Origin of the sequence: Pseudarthrobacter sp. MEB009, assembly GCF_030208875.1 — a bacterium.
In the GTDB taxonomy this organism is placed as follows: domain Bacteria; phylum Actinomycetota; class Actinomycetes; order Actinomycetales; family Micrococcaceae; genus Arthrobacter.
Map to the genome: position 1 here is coordinate 148463 of NZ_JARVTC010000015.1, position 16234 is coordinate 164696.

18 protein-coding genes are annotated in these 16234 nt (G+C 59.8%); 9 read left to right on the forward strand and 9 right to left on the reverse strand.

Annotated features, from left to right (window positions below; genetic code table 11):
• Positions 1–9: 9 nt before the first annotated feature.
• On the forward strand, positions 10–753 hold the full coding sequence (locus QRN07_RS16055) for an SDR family oxidoreductase (RefSeq protein ID WP_285241560.1): 744 nt from the start codon (positions 10–12) through the stop codon (positions 751–753).
• Positions 754–1151: 398 nt separating this feature from the next.
• Here QRN07_RS16055 and QRN07_RS16060 read toward each other — a convergent pair whose 3' ends face one another.
• From QRN07_RS16060 to QRN07_RS16075, 4 genes are all read right to left on the reverse strand, one after another.
• On the reverse strand, positions 1152–2621 hold the full coding sequence (locus QRN07_RS16060) for an NAD-dependent succinate-semialdehyde dehydrogenase (protein ID WP_285241561.1): 1470 nt from the start codon (positions 2619–2621) through the stop codon (positions 1152–1154).
• Positions 2622–2697: 76 nt separating this feature from the next.
• Positions 2698–3282 (reverse strand): thiamine pyrophosphate-dependent enzyme, encoded by a 585-nt coding sequence (locus tag QRN07_RS16065; protein ID WP_285241562.1) that lies wholly within the window; start codon positions 3280–3282, stop codon positions 2698–2700.
• Entirely contained in the window at positions 3279–3830 is a 552-nt protein-coding gene (locus tag QRN07_RS16070) for a thiamine pyrophosphate-binding protein (protein WP_285241563.1), read from the reverse strand. Before QRN07_RS16070 ends, QRN07_RS16065 begins: the two co-directional genes overlap by 4 nt.
• Before the next feature lie 6 nt (positions 3831–3836).
• Positions 3837–4955, reverse strand: coding sequence for a pyridoxal phosphate-dependent aminotransferase (locus tag QRN07_RS16075; protein ID WP_285241564.1), 1119 nt, complete (start codon positions 4953–4955; stop codon positions 3837–3839).
• Between the two features lie 268 nt (positions 4956–5223).
• On the opposite strand from QRN07_RS16075, the gene QRN07_RS16080 reads away from it, so the two are divergent.
• The 5 genes from QRN07_RS16080 to QRN07_RS16100 all read left to right on the forward strand — a co-directional run bounded on the left by QRN07_RS16080 (position 5224) and on the right by QRN07_RS16100 (position 9403).
• Positions 5224–5943 carry a GntR family transcriptional regulator gene (locus tag QRN07_RS16080; RefSeq protein WP_082499822.1) on the forward strand — a complete coding sequence of 240 codons (720 nt, stop codon included), beginning with the start codon at positions 5224–5226 and terminating at the stop codon, positions 5941–5943.
• A 276-nt stretch (positions 5944–6219) separates the two neighbouring features.
• Complete coding sequence (locus tag QRN07_RS16085; protein ID WP_285241656.1) at positions 6220–6948, forward strand: amino acid ABC transporter ATP-binding protein; 729 nt, start codon at positions 6220–6222, stop codon at positions 6946–6948.
• A gap of 31 nt (positions 6949–6979) precedes the next feature.
• Positions 6980–7816 carry a glutamate ABC transporter substrate-binding protein gene (locus QRN07_RS16090; RefSeq protein WP_039240846.1) on the forward strand — a complete coding sequence of 279 codons (837 nt, stop codon included), beginning with the start codon at positions 6980–6982 and terminating at the stop codon, positions 7814–7816.
• 34 nt (positions 7817–7850) lie between these two features.
• Positions 7851–8531: an amino acid ABC transporter permease gene (locus QRN07_RS16095; RefSeq protein WP_285241565.1), complete on the forward strand. Its 681-nt coding sequence runs from the start codon at positions 7851–7853 to the stop codon at positions 8529–8531.
• Positions 8528–9403 carry an amino acid ABC transporter permease gene (locus QRN07_RS16100; protein WP_285241566.1) on the forward strand — a complete coding sequence of 292 codons (876 nt, stop codon included), beginning with the start codon at positions 8528–8530 and terminating at the stop codon, positions 9401–9403. Before QRN07_RS16095 ends, QRN07_RS16100 begins: the two co-directional genes overlap by 4 nt.
• A 17-nt stretch (positions 9404–9420) precedes the next feature.
• On the opposite strand, the gene QRN07_RS16105 is transcribed toward QRN07_RS16100, so the two are convergent.
• Entirely contained in the window at positions 9421–9753 is a 333-nt protein-coding gene (locus QRN07_RS16105) for an ArsR/SmtB family transcription factor (protein ID WP_054808240.1), read from the reverse strand.
• Positions 9754–9851: 98 nt separating this feature from the next.
• Between QRN07_RS16105 and QRN07_RS16110 the strand changes: the two genes are divergently transcribed.
• Positions 9852–10502 (forward strand): NAD(P)H-binding protein, encoded by a 651-nt coding sequence (locus QRN07_RS16110; RefSeq protein WP_285241567.1) that lies wholly within the window; start codon positions 9852–9854, stop codon positions 10500–10502.
• A gap of 81 nt (positions 10503–10583) precedes the next feature.
• Here the strand turns inward: QRN07_RS16110 and QRN07_RS16115 are convergent, their stop codons facing one another.
• From QRN07_RS16115 to QRN07_RS16125, 3 genes are all read right to left on the reverse strand, one after another.
• The gene (locus QRN07_RS16115) at positions 10584–11270 is read right to left on the reverse strand and encodes a GntR family transcriptional regulator (protein WP_285241568.1); all 687 of its coding nucleotides are present in this window, start codon (positions 11268–11270) and stop codon (positions 10584–10586) included.
• Positions 11271–11348: 78 nt separating this feature from the next.
• Positions 11349–11735 carry a nuclear transport factor 2 family protein gene (locus tag QRN07_RS16120; protein WP_285241569.1) on the reverse strand — a complete coding sequence of 129 codons (387 nt, stop codon included), beginning with the start codon at positions 11733–11735 and terminating at the stop codon, positions 11349–11351.
• 67 nt (positions 11736–11802) lie between these two features.
• Positions 11803–13269: an aldehyde dehydrogenase family protein gene (locus tag QRN07_RS16125; RefSeq protein WP_285241570.1), complete on the reverse strand. Its 1467-nt coding sequence runs from the start codon at positions 13267–13269 to the stop codon at positions 11803–11805.
• 219 nt (positions 13270–13488) lie between these two features.
• On the opposite strand from QRN07_RS16125, the gene QRN07_RS16130 reads away from it, so the two are divergent.
• Together QRN07_RS16130 and QRN07_RS16135 are read left to right on the forward strand one after the other, a co-directional pair.
• A complete protein-coding gene (locus QRN07_RS16130; RefSeq protein WP_285241571.1) occupies positions 13489–13902 on the forward strand; it encodes a GFA family protein in 414 nt (137 codons plus the stop codon).
• A gap of 105 nt (positions 13903–14007) precedes the next feature.
• Positions 14008–15315 (forward strand): glutamate-cysteine ligase family protein, encoded by a 1308-nt coding sequence (locus QRN07_RS16135; protein WP_285241572.1) that lies wholly within the window; start codon positions 14008–14010, stop codon positions 15313–15315.
• Positions 15316–15404: 89 nt separating this feature from the next.
• Here the strand turns inward: QRN07_RS16135 and QRN07_RS16140 are convergent, their stop codons facing one another.
• Positions 15405–15953: a TetR/AcrR family transcriptional regulator gene (locus tag QRN07_RS16140; RefSeq protein WP_285241573.1), complete on the reverse strand. Its 549-nt coding sequence runs from the start codon at positions 15951–15953 to the stop codon at positions 15405–15407.
• Between the last annotated feature and the right edge of the window lie 281 nt (positions 15954–16234).

Here is a 16234-nt window from a genome sequence, read left to right on the forward strand (position 1 = left end):
GGTCTCTCCATGAATCACTTGCAGAACAAGACCATCATCATCACCGGCGCATCATCAGGCATCGGTGCCGCAGCTGCCAAGGCCTTGGCAGCACATGGCGCGAATCTGGTGCTCGCTGCCCGGGACCAGGATCGCCTCGACGTCCTCGTCGGGGAGATTCGTGCCTCAGGCGGAACCGCGGCAGCGCGTATCGCCGACGTTACGGATTCTGCAGATATGGAAGCTCTGGCCCATTATGCTGTCGAGACCTTTGGCGGCGTCGACATCTTGGTCAACAACGCGGGACTCATGTTGTTCTCCGCCTGGAAGGATTTAGCCGTCAACGACTGGGGCCGGATGATCGATACGAATATTCGGGGGTATCTCAACGGTATCCAGGCTGTCCTGCCCATCATGCTGGAGCGTCAATCAGGTTACATCTTGAACATGGCGTCTGTGGCGGGTCATCAGATCGGCGAATCTGCCGGGGTATACAGCGCAACCAAGTTCTTCGTACGAGCCATCACGGAGAGCATGCGCAAGGAACTCGGAGTACAACACGGTATTCAGGCCAGCACTATCAGCCCCGGAGTCATCGACACCGGGTGGGCCGACAAAGTGGGCGACCCCGCTGGACGCGCAGCAGCCAAAGAGCTCAATGCACTGGCCATTACTCCGGAGGCCGTCGCCGACGCCGTGGTTTATGTCCTTAATCAACCAGCAAATACCACCGTCAACGATTTGGTGATCTCCCCAACTGGCCAGAATTGGTGACATAAGTGCACGAGGAAGGGGCCGTTCCTTGGAACGGCCCCTTCCCCGTGCAGTTAGTCGTGTCTGTGCAGTTAGTCGCGCTGGTGACGTGGGGTACCTGTCCGCCCTGACGTGAGCGTTAAGCCCAGCAATGCTGTGGCACCGGTCGCCGACGCCAATAGATTGAGTGCACTAACAGGACCGGCGAGGTCGTCACCACAAAAAGCCAACGCCAGCAAACCGGATATCACGGCCCCGGTTGCTGCCACAGACAGCGACTCTGCGGCACTGGTACGACGACGCAGAGACGGAATGGCCAGGACCATTGAAGCAACACCCGCACCTATCCCCAGGAAAATCATCACCGTCTGCATGGATCAGCCCCATATTCCTGGTCGACTTGCACGACTTCCATCCGGCTAAAGCTGAATCCCGGTGTATTTGGTTTCTTGGTAGGCCTCGAGGCCTTCGGTTCCACCTTCGCGTCCCAGTCCGGAGGCGTTTGTTCCGCCGAAGGGTGCGGAGGGGTTGGAGACGAGTCCGCGGTTGATGCCGGTCATACCGGCATCTATGGCGTTTGCGACGCGCAGCGCACGGGAGAGGTTTTCGGTGAAGACGTAGGAGGCCAGCCCGTATGGGGTGTTGTTGGCTTCGTGAATGGCTTCGGCTTCAGTATGGAACTCGTATATTGCTGCGACGGGGCCGAAGATTTCCTCACTGCGGATGTCGGCGTTTGCTGGGATGTCAGTCAGGACCGTCGCCGGGTAGTAAGAACCAGGGCCCTCGGGAATAGTTCCGCCCGTCAGGCAAGCGGCACCCTTGGCGATGGCGTCGGCAACCAATGCAGCCACCGTCTTTACTTGTTTTGTATCCACAAGCGGACCCAGATCCGTGTCAGGGTGTGCGCCGTCGCCGAGACGGGCAGTGGCCATCCTTGCGGTGAAACGGGCGGTGAATTCGGTAGCAATACCACTTTGAACGTAGATGCGGTTGGCGCCGACGCAGGATTGGCCGCCGTTGCGGAGTTTGGCGAGCATGGCGCCTTCGACGGCTTGGTCAAGGTCGGCGTCGTCAAACACGATCAGGGGTGCGTTGCCACCGAGCTCCATGGAGGTGTTCATGACGTTCTCGGCTGCTTGGGCCAAGAGTGCGCGCCCAACCTGTGTAGATCCGGTGAAGGAGATTTTGCGGACTCGTGAGTCCTTCATGATGGCGGCGATAACGTCGCGGGAATTGGAGGTGGTGATGACGTTGACAACACCGGCAGGAGCGCCTACTTCTTCAAGAACCCTGGCAAGTAGCAGCGAAGTCAAGGGGGTCAGTTCGGCAGGCTTGAGGATCGTTGTGCACCCTGCGGCGAGGGCCGGTGCGATCTTCCGCGCGCCCATCGCGAGCGGGAAGTTCCAGGGCGTGATCAGCAGGGAGGGTCCCACGGGGCGTTTGGAGACTGCGATCTGATAGTTGCCTCCGGGTTCGACGCCGAACTGGCCTTCGGTGTGTATCCTGCCGGCGGATTCGGCGAACCAGCGGAAGAACCCGGCACCGTAATCGACTTCAGTCTGGGCTTCCGGGAGCGGCTTACCCATTTCCGCGGTGATGAGTGCCGCGAACTCGTCGCGACGAGCCAGGATACCTTCGTAGGTGCGAAAGAGAATGTCGGCGCGTTCCCGGGCGGGGGTCGCAGCCCAGGCAGGCTGTGCGTCGACCGCGGCATCGACGGCAGACATACCGTCCTGAACCGTTGCAGAGGGAACTTCAGCAATGGGTTCTCCAGTGGCCGGGTTGGCTACGGTGAGAGTTGCAGCGTTGCTCGAGGAGATCCATGAGCCGCCGATGGGCATAAGCTTCTCCGGAAATCCAAGCGGGGGAGCGGAGGCAGTGGTGGTCATTTCCATTGAAGTTCTCGTGCTTTCAGCAGATGGGCACTGCCGGGCCCGCTCGGGCCCGGTAGTGATTGATTGTTGGCTACTTGGACTCGGTGAGTTGTGGGGTGAGCCAGTTTTGGAAGCGGTTGCCGTGGGTGACGGGGTCGATGAGGAGGAGTTTGGTGCCTGGTTCGTTGCCGGGCTCGGTACGGGCGTGGATGAACCATGGCCCGTCTTCGGTGAGGGTTTGTTTCAGGGCGAGGGACAGTTCTTCGGTGTTCTCAGCCCGGAGGACCTTCAGGTCGACGGATTCGGCGAAGCGTCCGAGGTCGATGGTGACGGCCTGGGTGGGGATGGAGGCGGTGGAGGCGTAGACGCCGTTGTCGAGGAGGATGATGACGAGATTCTCCGGAGCGAGGTAGCCGGCGGTGATTGCCGAGCCGGGGTTCATCAGGAGGGATCCGTCGCCTTCGATGACCACTGCCCTTGTGATGGGGGTGTTTTTGATGGCTTGGGCGATGCCGGTGCCGACGGAGATGGCCAGGCCCATGGCGTCCAGGAGGTAGAGGTGGTTGGGGCGGTCTTCGACGGAGGCCAGTTCGCGGGAGGTCGCGGCGCAGGTCGCGATGACGGGGACCTCGGCGGTGGTCTCAACAATGGCCTGGAGGGCTTCGATGCGTTTCATGCTTTTGCCTTTGCGTCTTTGGGGTCGAAGAATTCCATGAGGACCACGACGGGTCGGTAGGTCATGCGGGCGTGGTTGCCGGCTTCGGCGACGGTCGCGCCCCAGTCCTGGGCGGTGTTGCGTCGGTCTACCTGGAACACGGGGATGTTGGTGGAGGCCAGCAACGCGGGGACGGGTGCGGAGATGGTGTGGATCATGGAGTTGTACTCGCCGAGCCCGCCGCGGGTGTTCGCGACGATGAGCAGGGGCAGGTGGTAGGACACGGCGAAGGTGGTGAGTGCGGTCAGTGCGTTGCCGAAGCCGTTGTCCTGCATGATGATGACCCCGAATTTCCCGGCGAACGGGTAGGCGCCGACGACGCCGATGGCTTCTTCTTCGCGGGAGACGGGGTAGACCAGTGGCAGGTCGCCGTTGCTTTGGGCGGTGAGGACGCCGTTGATGATCGGGGCGATGGACGCGGAGGGGACGTACGCGACGCCGTCGGGGGCCAGGCGCACGATCGCGTCCACCACTTCGCTGTGGCGGTCCTGGGTGATGGTGGTAGTCATGGGTGGTCAGGCTCCCTTGTGGTGTGGTGTGTTCAGGGTCTGGACGATGCGTCGCAGGCCTTCGGTGAGGTCGTCAATGTGGCAGGCGTAGGAGATCCGGATGGAGTGGGTTCCACCGTCGGGGTCGAACGCGGTCCCCGGGACAACGGCGACGCGTTGTTCATCGAGGAGTCGTAGTGCCAGTTGTTCGGCTGGTTCGGCGGTATCGGGTGTGTAGGTCAGGTAGAAGTAGAAGGCGCCGTCGGGTTGGCTTACCGTGACGCCGGGAATGCCGGTGAGGATCTTGAGGCCGGCTTTGCGTCGTTCCTGGAATTGGATGCGCATCGTTTCCGCCTCGGGGCCCGCGTGGCGGAGGGCTGCGGCCGCGCCGGGTTGGAGGAAGGTGGGGGCGCACACGGTCGTGTACTGGCGGACTCTTAGTGCCGGTGTGATGAGTTCTTTGGGGCCGGCGAGCCAACCGAGGCGCCAGCCGTCCATGGCGAAGGCTTTCGCAAAGCCGCCGATGACCAAAGTCCGTTCGCGGAGGTTCCCTACGGAGGCCGGGGACTGGTGCCGGATCTCGTCGTAGACGAGGTCGGCGTAGATTTCATCGGACATCAGCAGCGCGTCGGTCGGTTCCAGGACGTTGGCGAGTTTTTCGATTTCCTCGGCCGTTGCGACACCGCCGGTGGGATTGTTCGGTGTGCAGAGGATGACCATGCGTGTCGCGGGGGTGATCGCGGCGGCGATCGCGTCGATATCGAGGCGGTAATCATTGTCCGCGTCGAGCCGGACAGGGACGGGGGTGGCACCGGCCAGGCGGATGCATGACTCGTAGTGCGCCCAGGCCGGGACGGGGAAGATCACTTCATCGCCGGGGCCGCAGAAAGCCATTAATGCCAGGAACACCGCTTCGTTCGCGCCGATCGTGACGAGTACTTCAGTACCCGGGTCATAGATGGTCCCGCGGCGCTCTTGCAGATACCCGCTGATCGCCTCGCGAAGATCAATCGTTCCCGCGTTCGGGCCGTAATGAACCTCTCCGCGGTCCAGCGACGCAGCCGCAGCGTCCTTGGCTACCTGCGGGGTATCAAAATCCGGGCGCCCGATCTCGAAGTGATACACCTTCTCACCGGCAGCTTCCAACGCCGCCGCCTTATCAAAAATCGCTCGGATCGGGGACGGACCAATATCCCGCAACCGATCGGCAAACCGTCCAAACCGTGTAGTGGTAGCGGTACTCATAGGGATACTCCAATTTCAGGGGGATGCAGGTGGTGGAATTGAGCCTGCATCGAAAGCAGGCGGCCGTCTTGGATTCAGCATCCCGCGATCCGGACAGGTTCCGGATGGAGTGCTGGGATAGTGTGGTAGAAGTGACCAGCAAGCCTCCAACTGCAAGAATGTTAACATTATGAAATCTGACACCACAGCAAATGTCAAGAACGGAACCCTTCGCGCACCCCTGAAACGTCGCGGAATGGCCCAGGACGTCGCGGACCGGATCCGTGACGCAATTCTGGCCGGGGAAATACCTCCGGGGGAACGGATCAATGAAGTGGAGATGGCCGCGTCCCTATCCGTCAGTCGCGGACCAGTGCGGGATGCCATCGTTTTGCTGCGGCAGGAGGGCCTGCTTCAAGGCGACTGGCACCGGGGATCGCGGGTTACCGTCTTTACACACAAGGACCTTGAAGAGATCTACTCCCTCCGGTACTCGATAGAGTTGCTCGCCGTTCAGCGGCTGATTGCACACCGCACCGGGAAGGATTTGGACCTCCTTCAAGTGCGTGCCGAGGACATTGAGCGGGCGGCCGCCCTGGGGGATAGGGGTGACATGCTCCAATCGGACATTGCGTTTCATGATGCGATCTACGCCTGTGCCGGTCATGAGAGGTTGGAGCAGGTTTGGTTGGGTCTGCGTTCGCAGATCGCTTTGCTTCTCCTCAATCGACAGCAAGGCCATGATGATTACAGGGCCCGCATTGGCCCAGAGCATTGGGAAATGTTCCGCGTCATCCGCGACCAGGATGGTGCGAAGGCTGAAGAGCTGGTGCGTGAGCACATCGAGACTGCGTTCGAAAGAATCAAGGCCGACCTCGACAGCAAGGAACGCCTCCAAGGTGCGGGCTAGTCACACGTCCTTCTGAAAGTTCGCCAGCGGACGAAGCCCGGTGCCGGCCTCGTCCGCGTCAGGAGCTCCCGCGGCGACTTGCCCTCTCCTGCTCTTTGCCGTACAAATGTTAACATTCTTACTTTCGTAACTTAGGTCACATGGGAGCCCAAGGTGAGAAACCTGCACCTCCCACCACGACCGTCGAGACGAAATATCCCCAAACGAATGGCGAACATGGAACTGCAAAAGTTTGTTGACAGCACTTCTGAGGCTGCTGGCGACGAGAAGAAGGCGATGATCTCCATCAGGGGGGTCAACAAGCATTTCGGACCTCTGCACGTGCTCCGTGATGTCAATCTTGAGGTTGCCCAGGGCCAGGTTGTGGTTGTCTTGGGTCCCTCTGGCTCGGGAAAATCGACTCTCTGCCGAACTATCAACAGGTTGGAGACCGTCGAATCCGGCACGGTCGCCGTCGACGGCAAGCCTCTCCCCAAGGAAGGCAAGGCGCTGACGCGCTACAGGGCCGACGTCGGAATGGTCTTTCAGTCATTCAACCTCTTTGCCCACAAAACCATTCTCGAAAACGTCATGCTTGCGCCACTCAAGGTGCGACGAATCGGAAGGGCTGAGGCTCAAACGCGGGCAATGGCCCTGCTCGAGAGGGTAGGTATAGCAAATCAGGCGCATAAGCTCCCCGCCCAGCTTTCGGGTGGACAGCAGCAGCGTGTTGCCATTGCCCGGGCATTGGCCATGGAGCCGAAGGTGATGCTTTTCGACGAACCTACCTCGGCTCTTGACCCGGAAATGGTCACCGAAGTACTGGATGTCATGACGTCGCTGGCACAAGGAGGCATGACGATGCTCGTAGTTACGCACGAGATGGGCTTCGCTCGACGCGCCGCCGACCGGGTGGTGTTCATGGCCGATGGTCAGATCCTCGAGGACACAACCCCTGACCGGTTTTTTGACAACCCAACCACCGAGCGGGCCAAAGAGTTCCTCGGCAAGATCCTCAGCCACTGACAAGCCACCCCAATCTAGAAAGCAGCACATCGTGAAGCTCAAGTTCCTGGCCATTCCGGCCGCAGCGCTGTTCCTTGCCAGCTCGATCGCCGGTTGCTCCGGTGCATCCGACAAAGCGAAAACAGTTGAAGCAAGCGCTCAATCGGGCCACCTCACCATCGGCATTTCCTTTGATCGCCCAGGCCTTGGAATCAAGACTCCGGACGGATCATTCAAGGGTTTCGATGTTGACGTTGCCAAGTATGTCGCCAAGAAGCTTGGCGTCGAGGAGTCTTCCATCACCTGGAAGGAAGCGACTCCGGCGCAGCGAGAGAGCCTGATCCAGAACGGGCAGGTGGACTATGTGGTGAATACCTACAGCATCAACGATGCCCGAAAGGAGAAGGTCGCCTTCGCGGGGCCTTACTTCCTGGCTGGCCAGTCGCTCCTGGTTCGTTCTGACTCCACAGACATCACGGGCCCGGAGTCCCTGAATGGGGGCAAAAAGTTGTGCTCGGTGACCGGTTCCACACCAGCACAGAACATCAAGAAGAACTACAGCAAGGACGCGCAGCTTCAGGAGTACGACACCCCTTCCGCATGCGTTGAAGCCCTGAAGAGTGGCGCCGTTGACGCAATGACCACGGATGATATTCAACTTGCCGGCTACGCAGCTGCCAATCAGGGAAAGCTGAAGCTTGTTGGCAGTACCTTCAGCAAGGAGAACTACGGCATTGGTCTGAAGAAGGATGACACCGCGGGCCGTGCCAAGATCAACGACGCCATTCAGTCCATGATCGACGACGGATCGTGGGCCAAAGCGTTTGAGAGCAACGTTGGACCGTCCGGTTATGCATTGCCCGCCACGCCAGTGGTAGACCGCTACTAGTCGGGGCAGCCAGACAAGAGACTGGATACTTAACATGAACATCCTCAACGAATACGGCGATCAGATCCTGGCGGCCTTCCTGATCACCCTGCAGCTCACGGCGCTGTCTGCGCTGGGCTCGTTGGTATTGGGCACTGTCCTGACTGCCATGCGGGTATCACCGATTTGGGCGATGCGGACGCTTGCCACCGGGTACGTGAACATTGTCCGGAATACCCCTTTGACACTTGTGGTGCTTTTCGCATCGTTCGGATTGGCGCAGCAACTCGGCATCACCTTGGCAGATCCAAAGTCCCCCACATCCATCACGGACAGTTCGTTCCGGCTGGCTGTCCTGGCCTTCAGCCTGTACACGTCGACGTTCGTATCCGAAGCGCTAAGGGCCGGTATTAATACGGTCCCTCCCGGCCAGTCGGAAGCGGCCCGGTCGTTGGGCCTGAACTTTATGCAGGGATTGGGCCACATCGTCCTGCCGCAGGCTTTCCGGGCGGTCATTGCGCCTTTGGGCAGCATCCTCATTGCGTTGACCAAAAACACAACGGTTGCTTCCGTCATAGGCGTGGCTGAAGCCGCCCTTTTGATGAAGGAAATGATCGAGAATACCTCCGCCCTCATCGTCGTTGGGCTGATCTTCGGAGCCGGCTTCATGTGCCTGACTCTTCCGACCGGCGCGGCTTTCGGATACCTAAGCAGGAAGTTTGAGGTCAAGCGTTGAGCAGCACTCGAGCACCCATCAACAATTTGTATGACGTCCCCGGGCCCAAAGGCCAAATTCTGAACGTCGTCATCAGCGCTTTGTGCGTCGTTGGGCTGGCAGCGGCCGGATGGTTCGTGATGTCAGCCCTGGCAGACAAAGGGCAGCTGGCACCTGAGAAGTGGCAGCCATTTCTCACGCCGGAAATGTGGCAGACGTACCTTCTGCCCGGGATTGTGGGAACGCTTCAGGCTGCGGTGTTTGCCATCATCCTGGCCATAATCTTGGGTATCCTGCTCGGCGTCGGGCGTCTCTCCGACAATCGGTTCGTTCGCTACGGGTGCGCCGCCGTGGTGGAGTTCTTCCGGGCAATTCCCCTGCTGATTCTGATGATTTTCTGCTTTCAGCTCTTCGCCGACTACGACCTGTTCCCGTCAACCGATCTTGCCGTTGCGGCGGTAGTTACCGGCCTTGCCCTGAGCAACGGGGCCGTGATTGCAGAGATTGTGCGCGCAGGAATCAAAGCCATTCCGAGAGGCCAGGGGGAAGCTGCTGTGGCTCTTGGCCTGGGCACTGGACAAACACTCCGGATGATTCTCCTGCCCCAGGCGATCACGGCAATGCTCCCGGCAATCGTCGCTCAATTGGTTGTAGCGCTGAAGGACACTGCGCTTGGTTACCAAATCACCTACGTGGAAGCAGTGCGGCAAGGAATCCAGGCCGGCTCTGCGTATTCGAATTACATCCCGGCGCTGGTAGTGATCGCGCTTGTGATGATTGTGATCAATCTGGGGCTATCGCGACTGGCGACGTACATTGAGCTTCGACTCCGAAGCGGCCGCAAGGTCCCTGCCGCTGCAAAGGTTGGCGACGTCCTGGTTCCCCAGATCTAGATGGGGGCGATCATGCGTCAGGACGCTCGTTGCCTCAGTGTGGACTTGCGTTCAGCCGCAATGACGACACTGAGCAAGCCTGGAAACAGCGATTCCATTACGCCCGTCCGGAGCGTGTTGAGAATCGCCGTTCCCTGATAGTGCTGTTCAATGATTCCCGCCTCGCGAAGCACGCGGAAGTGATGCGTGGACGTGGACTTGCTCACGGGCAACTCAAACGCGATGCATGCCTGGTCGTCATGGCCATCGGCCAGTTGGGTCACGATCCGACGCCGGATCGGATCGGCCAGCGCCGAGAGTACGCCGTCGATATGAATCTCGTCGGGCGTAGGGTGGTCCAAAGTTCGCATGCTTCGATTATCCAAGAAGTTCCAAGACCTGGCGATTTCTAATTCCTACACGAGTCGTACTACGATGAATATCGAACTACAAGCGAAGGGAGAAGCGCATGAAGGTATTCCAAGTAGGCGCAGCCGGGGGAGTTGGCCGACGGCTGGCTCAACTACTGAGTGGCCGCGGTGACGCCGTCACGGGAATGTTCAGGAATCCCGCTCAAGCTGAGACTGTTGCCTCCAGTGGTGCGACGCCCGTGGAGGGAGACCTGATCAAGGACTCCGTTGAGGTGTTGGCCGAAAAGTTCATGGGACACGATGCCGTGGTCTTCTCTGCGGGCGCCCATGGCACCGGAATGGACCAAACCACCCTCATCGACGGCAAGGGGCTCGAGAAGGCTGCCGATGCAGCCGCCCTCGCCGGAGTGTCCCGTTTTGTCCTGGTGTCCGCCTTCCCGGAGTCAGGGCGTGGTGAGTCGGTGAACGAACGCTTTGAGCACTATATGCGCACGAAGAAGACAGCAGACGTCTACCTCACGCGTACTGATCTGGACTGGTTGATAGTTCGCCCGGGGCTTCTGACTGACGCCCCCGGAGATGGGCGGGTTACCGCGGGTCCTGCGATTGAGTACGGAGACATCCGACGCGATAACGTCGCGGCGTTCATTGATGCTGCGCTTCAAAACTCCAAGTTGAATCGGACTATCGTTGAGCTGACTGATGGCGAAACACCAGTGGCCGAGGCCGTGTCTACCCTCGTTGGCTGACAGGCAGGGACCGCCTTTTCCAAAGGCAGGAAGGGATGCACGCGAATCGCGTGCATCCCTTCCTTGTATTCATTCATGCTTTCATGGGTGTCCAGGCTTAGGCGTCGACTCCATGGCACTAAGTGCGGCTTCCGCGGCGTTTGATGCATGTACATCACAAGCTCGCCGGGCTGCCTCGGGATCTCTAGTGATGGCCGCTGACGTTGTGATGTCCGTCAGTTCGGCCAGCATGAGCGGACTTCTCCCCGGGGAACTTGTAGAGAGGGCCCTAAGTACTTGAGTGCGGGCATTGATTTGCCGAAGCATGCCCGAGATTTCTTTGTTGCCAGCGCCAGCCAAAAGCACTTCGTAGTAGCTGTCTTTCGCTGCCAGCAACTGCTGCGCCCCACCGGCTGACTCTGCTCTTCGGATGTCAAAAAGTCTCGCCACGAGTTGCCCGCGCTGAGCTTCTGTGGCTCGCTCAGCGAACAGGTTTCCGGCGAGCGATTCCAAAGCGCCGCGAACTTCATAGAGACTTCGGGCTTCGGTGGGTGTGAGGGTTGCAACTTCGGGGCCCTTGTTCGGCACCGTCACTACCAGCTGCTCGGATTCCAGCTGCCGCAGTGCTTCACGAACCACTGTCCGGCTCACGGAGAACTTATCGCAAAGCGCAGTCTCTACCAGCCTCTCTCCAGGTTTGTACTCGGAGATAACGATCGCCCGCCGAAGGGCCGCAAGCACCTCTTGGCGCAATGGCGCGGCGGTTCGCTGGATTGTTTCCAAAATCATTCTCGCCCCTCGGGTGCTGAATACCTGTACGAACGAAAAAACCGGGGGAGGCGGCGAGCCTCCCCCGGTTCTGTTCGATTAGGCCTCGTACTGGTGGTAGACCTTGGCGATGATCTTCCAATCGCCGTCCTGCTTCAGCAGGGTGTGGAAGTCGGTGTAGTCAGCACCAATGGCATCGTTTTCCATGTCAACCTTCACCACGGCAGTGGTCTGGGTGATGCCGATGATGTCCACGCGGGTCTTGACATCAGGAGCGGCGCCGTTCTCGGCGACGAAGTCGTACAAGTTCTTGATGGCTCCGCCCAGAAGCTGGCCGTTGGTAAAGCCGTACATGGTGGCGTCTTCATGGAAGGCTTCTGCAACGCCTTCGGGGCTGCCAACGCGCAGGCCTTCGACATACTTCTGAACGGTGGTGATGATCTGGTCATATTCGTCAGTCGGAACGACTTTGAGGTTCTTGGGCATGGTTTCTCCTTGTGAATGAGCGGGTCCGTTTGCGGCACCCCGGGATGGTTTGGTTGAAGAAGAGCTGCTAGCGCTTTCGAATCACGACGGTTTTGTTGTTGGTGTGCGAAGCCAGTCCCTCGTCACCGTGTTCGACGCTCAGGCCGGACTGCTTGTGGCCGCCGAAAGGTGCGTGGTCCGGGTGGCTCTGGCCTTGATTGACCCAGACGTTGCCGGAGTCGATGCGGTCCGCCACGGCCAGTGCCCGTTCTTCGTCTCGTCCCCACACGGTGGCACCAAGGCCGAAGATTGTGGCGTTGGCGCGCTCGATGACGTCCTCGACGTCGTCGTACACAAGGACGGGCACGATCGGTCCAAAAGGTTCCTCCTGGACGATGCGGCTGTTCTCGGGAGGGTTGTTGACGATGGTGACTGGAACGAAATTGCCATCCAGGGACTCGTCGATGGTGCCCCCGAGCGGAACGTCGTAGCCATTGCGGCGAGTGTCTTCGAAGAGGTCGCGGAGCTTGTCGTACTGCATGCGGTTGTTGATGGGACCCAGATCGCTGGTGGGATCCATGCCGTCGCCGACCTTTTGCGTCTTCGCATAGTCCACGAGCGCGTTGACGAAGTCTGCATGGAAGGAACGGTGTACGTAGATGCGCTTGGCCGCGATGCACCACTGACCGGAGTTTCCAAAGGCGGCGTTGAACACCTGCGGCACGGCGTCCTGCCAGTCAGCGTCCGGGAGCAGGATCGCGGGGTCATTTCCACCCAGTTCGAGGGTGACCCGCTTGATGGTGCCGGCGGCTGAAGCCATGATCTTGGTCCCTGTTTCCGTGGATCCCGTGAAAGTGATCATCCCGACGTCGGGGCTCTCAGTGAGGATCTGTCCAAGTTCGTTGCCGCCTGTGACGATGTTGAAGACGCCGGGAGGGAAGACCTGGGCTGCCAGTTCCCCGATCCGCAATGCGCAGAGCGGGGTATAGGGAGAAGGCTTGAGAACTACGGTGTTGCCGGTGATCAGTGCGGGGACGGTCTTCCACAGAACGTGGAGGTAGGGATAGTTCCAGGGGATGATGGCCCCCACGACACCGAGCGGTGAGCGACGGAGTTCTACGCGCTTCTCATCGTCCTCCACCAGTACCTTGTCCTCCAGCCTCGACTTGGCTGTGTTGGGGATCCAGGGGTTGGCAAGGTTAACTTCGAACGTCGCCTGGTTGTGTCGTGGCTTGCCCTGCTCCAGAGAGAGCAAGGTAATGAACTCTTCTTTGTGGGCCTCGAGGGCCTCGAAGAATTTGACGATGATCGCTTCGCGCTCGTCTGCGGCCAGCGCCGCCCACGCAGGGAAAGCTCGTTTGGCGGCACCGATGGCGCGTTCCATGTGTTCCCGTGTGCCCTGGGGTGCGGATGCGAGGACCGAGTTTGTGGCCGGGTTGTAGACGTCAAAATGGTCCTCGGTCTGGATGATGTTGCCATCAATGAGCAGTCCGTAGGGTCCGTTGAAGTTCGGGGGCGTGATGGTACGCGTGCCCTCTGTAATGGAAACTCCCATGTGATCTCTCCTATCATGCGGCGGCTTGCCGTGGAGCGGTAAACAAATCGAATTCTGAAACAGATTCACGTTTCAGTTTAGGGGCAGAGGCGAGAGCTTGCAAGACCTTTTGCCAAATTATGAAATGCGATATTGTTTCAGCTTGGGATGTGATGATCGACACGATAGCAGTGCGACCTCCCCTGAAGTCCCCTCACCAATGAAGCTCAAGGAGCAGACATGAAACTCGACGGACAGTGCCTTTGTGGTGAAGTCACCTACACCATTGACAGTGAGCCCAAGTTCACGGCCCTGTGTCATTGCACCGATTGCCAACGTCAGACAGGTGGCGCGTACTCGCTGGTCATCGGTGTTGACGACGAAAAGCTCACGATCACAGGCGACGCGGTAAAGACGTTCATTACCGTCGGCTCTGAGCACGAGACCAACACCAACCGGTCGTTCTGCGGGGAATGCGGTTCCCCAATTGTTGGCCGCATCGACGCGATGCCTGGACTGGCTTTTGTTAAGGCGGGGACGCTCAACGACACGTCATGGCTCAAGCCGACCGTGGAAGTCTGGTGCCGGTCCGCGCAACCATGGGTCGAGGCTCTCCCGGGTGCCGAGCGGTACGACGGCGACATCCCGGCCTGATTCGGGCCTGCGCGCGGGAGGCCGCGCAACGTTGGGGTTGGGTGGATCGCTTCTTTGCGGTGGTCCACCCAGACCCCTTTCTTTATTTCTCGAAAGGAACAAAGCATGATGACGTCCACCGGGATCCTCCGCGGCACCAACAGCATCGCTGATCAGCAGGAAGGCCCCCTGACAGTCGCGGCTGCCGAGGAGTGGATTCAGCGCACATGCTTCTCGACCGGTCCTGCCGGGCGCATCGGACTCGAACTTGAGTTGCTCATGGGTCGAATCGGAGACCCGTCCCTGCATCGTCCATTTGCCGACGACAACTACCGGCGCTTGTTCTCGGAACTGCGACATCTGGACGTTCACGGAAGTCTTACGCTCGAACCTGGTGGTCAGCTTGAGCTCAGCTCGAACCCCGAAGCCTCTTTGCAAGACCTCATTTTCTCAGTTCACGGCAGCCTGAAATTGCTGCGGGAGCAGGCTGCCGATTTGGATGCAATCCTGGTGGGTGCCGGAGTGTCGCCACACCTCGAACCTAGGCGGATTACGCAAGCCCCACGCTACGCTGCCATGGAACAGTATTTTGAACCGTGGGCGCCGGCGGGCACCACCATGATGTGTTCCACTGCGTCAGTGCAGGTCAACGTCGAGGCGGGCACTGACGACGTCGAAATCCGTCATCGGTGGAAGCTGCTGTATTCAATGGGGCCAGTGCTGGCAGCGACATTCGCGAACTCCGGCTGGATCGGTGGCCGGCGAAGCGGTTGGAAGAGCACACGGCTCGCAGCGTGGCTCGCTCTGGACCCGGCCAGGACTGGCGTACCGCATTTCAGCGCGGCCCAGCATCCCGGGGTGTCCTACGCCCGGTGGGCCCTGGACGCCCCCCTGATGATGATTCGACGTGTAGCGGGGGAGTGGCATGCCCCCGCAGGTCTGACGTTCCGTGATTGGCTCCGTCTAGGGACAGCAGTGGTACCGGACCGGCCGCCGGCAAACCTTGAGGATTTACAGCAGCACTTGAGCACACTTTTCCCGCACGTCCGGCCCAAAGGGTATTTCGAAATCAGATACATCGATGCCCAGCCCGGCTGCTGGTGGGCTGTCCCCGCCGCCGTCGTTTCCGCGCTCATCTCCAATCCCGCTGTCTCAGACCAAGCCAGGGGTATCTGCGCCGGTTCCCCGGACTGGGAAACCGCTGCCCGGTTAGGACTCGCGGACCCGGGAATCGCATCCCGGGCCAAGCAGTTGATGGCGCTGGCTGCGGACCAGCTTCGGCTCGACACTTCCACGAGGGCCATTGCCAGCCAGGTTGAGGAATTCGCTGAAAGGTGGACGCTCCGAGGTCTATCGCCCGCGGATGACGATCCGTCCGCTTGGCCGGAGCGCAATCAGGGCTGTTTTCTGGATGGCTGTGAAGAAGGAACATGAAGTAGCTCGCAACGAGGCTATGCGGGTGCGATAGTGCCCTGTCGTTGAAGTCGGGCAGCTGCGTACTGGCCTCCATGCCGGGCAGGATGTTAGGGAAGGTATGCGGCCAGATACTCGATACTCGAGCGTTTCATCTCCTGCAGCAACGCCTCGTTGCCCCGATCCGGCGACTCGCGGTACGCGAGGTCAAAGCCCTTATCCAGCATGCCAACAAAGATCTGGGTTACAACGTCGAGCGGAACCTGCGGCGCGTCAGGCCTGACGTCGGTGATGGTTCGGGCCAGATATGCAGCGAGCTCGTCGTCGTGCACGCGATTAGCACGAATCATACGACCGGTGAACTCAGTGGAAAACCAGATAGCCCGGAAGGCCGGTGTTTCGTTGAAGAACTCGATATGGGCCTCGACGCCGGCCTTGGCCTTTTCCTTCCAGTCAGGTCCGCCCAGGTCAAAATTGACTTCATCCAACCGGTTGTCCAGATCCTGCAGGCACGAGACAAGAATTTCTTCAAGCAACGCCTCGCGGCCATCGAAGAAGTTGTAGAGCCAGCCAACGGAAACACCAGCCCGAGCCGCAACGGTGGTAGTTGTGACGGCCTCAGGGCCTCCCTCGACCAAAAGATCGATTGCTGCAGTCATTACGGTCGCCATTTTCGACCGACTGCGCTTTTGTACCGCCGTCCTGTGAGCGCCGACCGTGGCGGATGCCTCCGTCAGAAGCTCGGACAGGGAATGTGGTCGTACGGGAACCAAGGGAGCGTCCCCGTCAAAAGCCTCCAGGGCCCCGTCCATCTCGTGCTTCGCTGCTTGGCTCATCTTGGCACCCCCTCCAGCCTGTCCCATAGTCCGCGGATCAACGACCCTTACCGTCAGCCCAGTCTAGGCGTTCGTCGGGCATCGTGCGTCGCTGCCCGAAACTG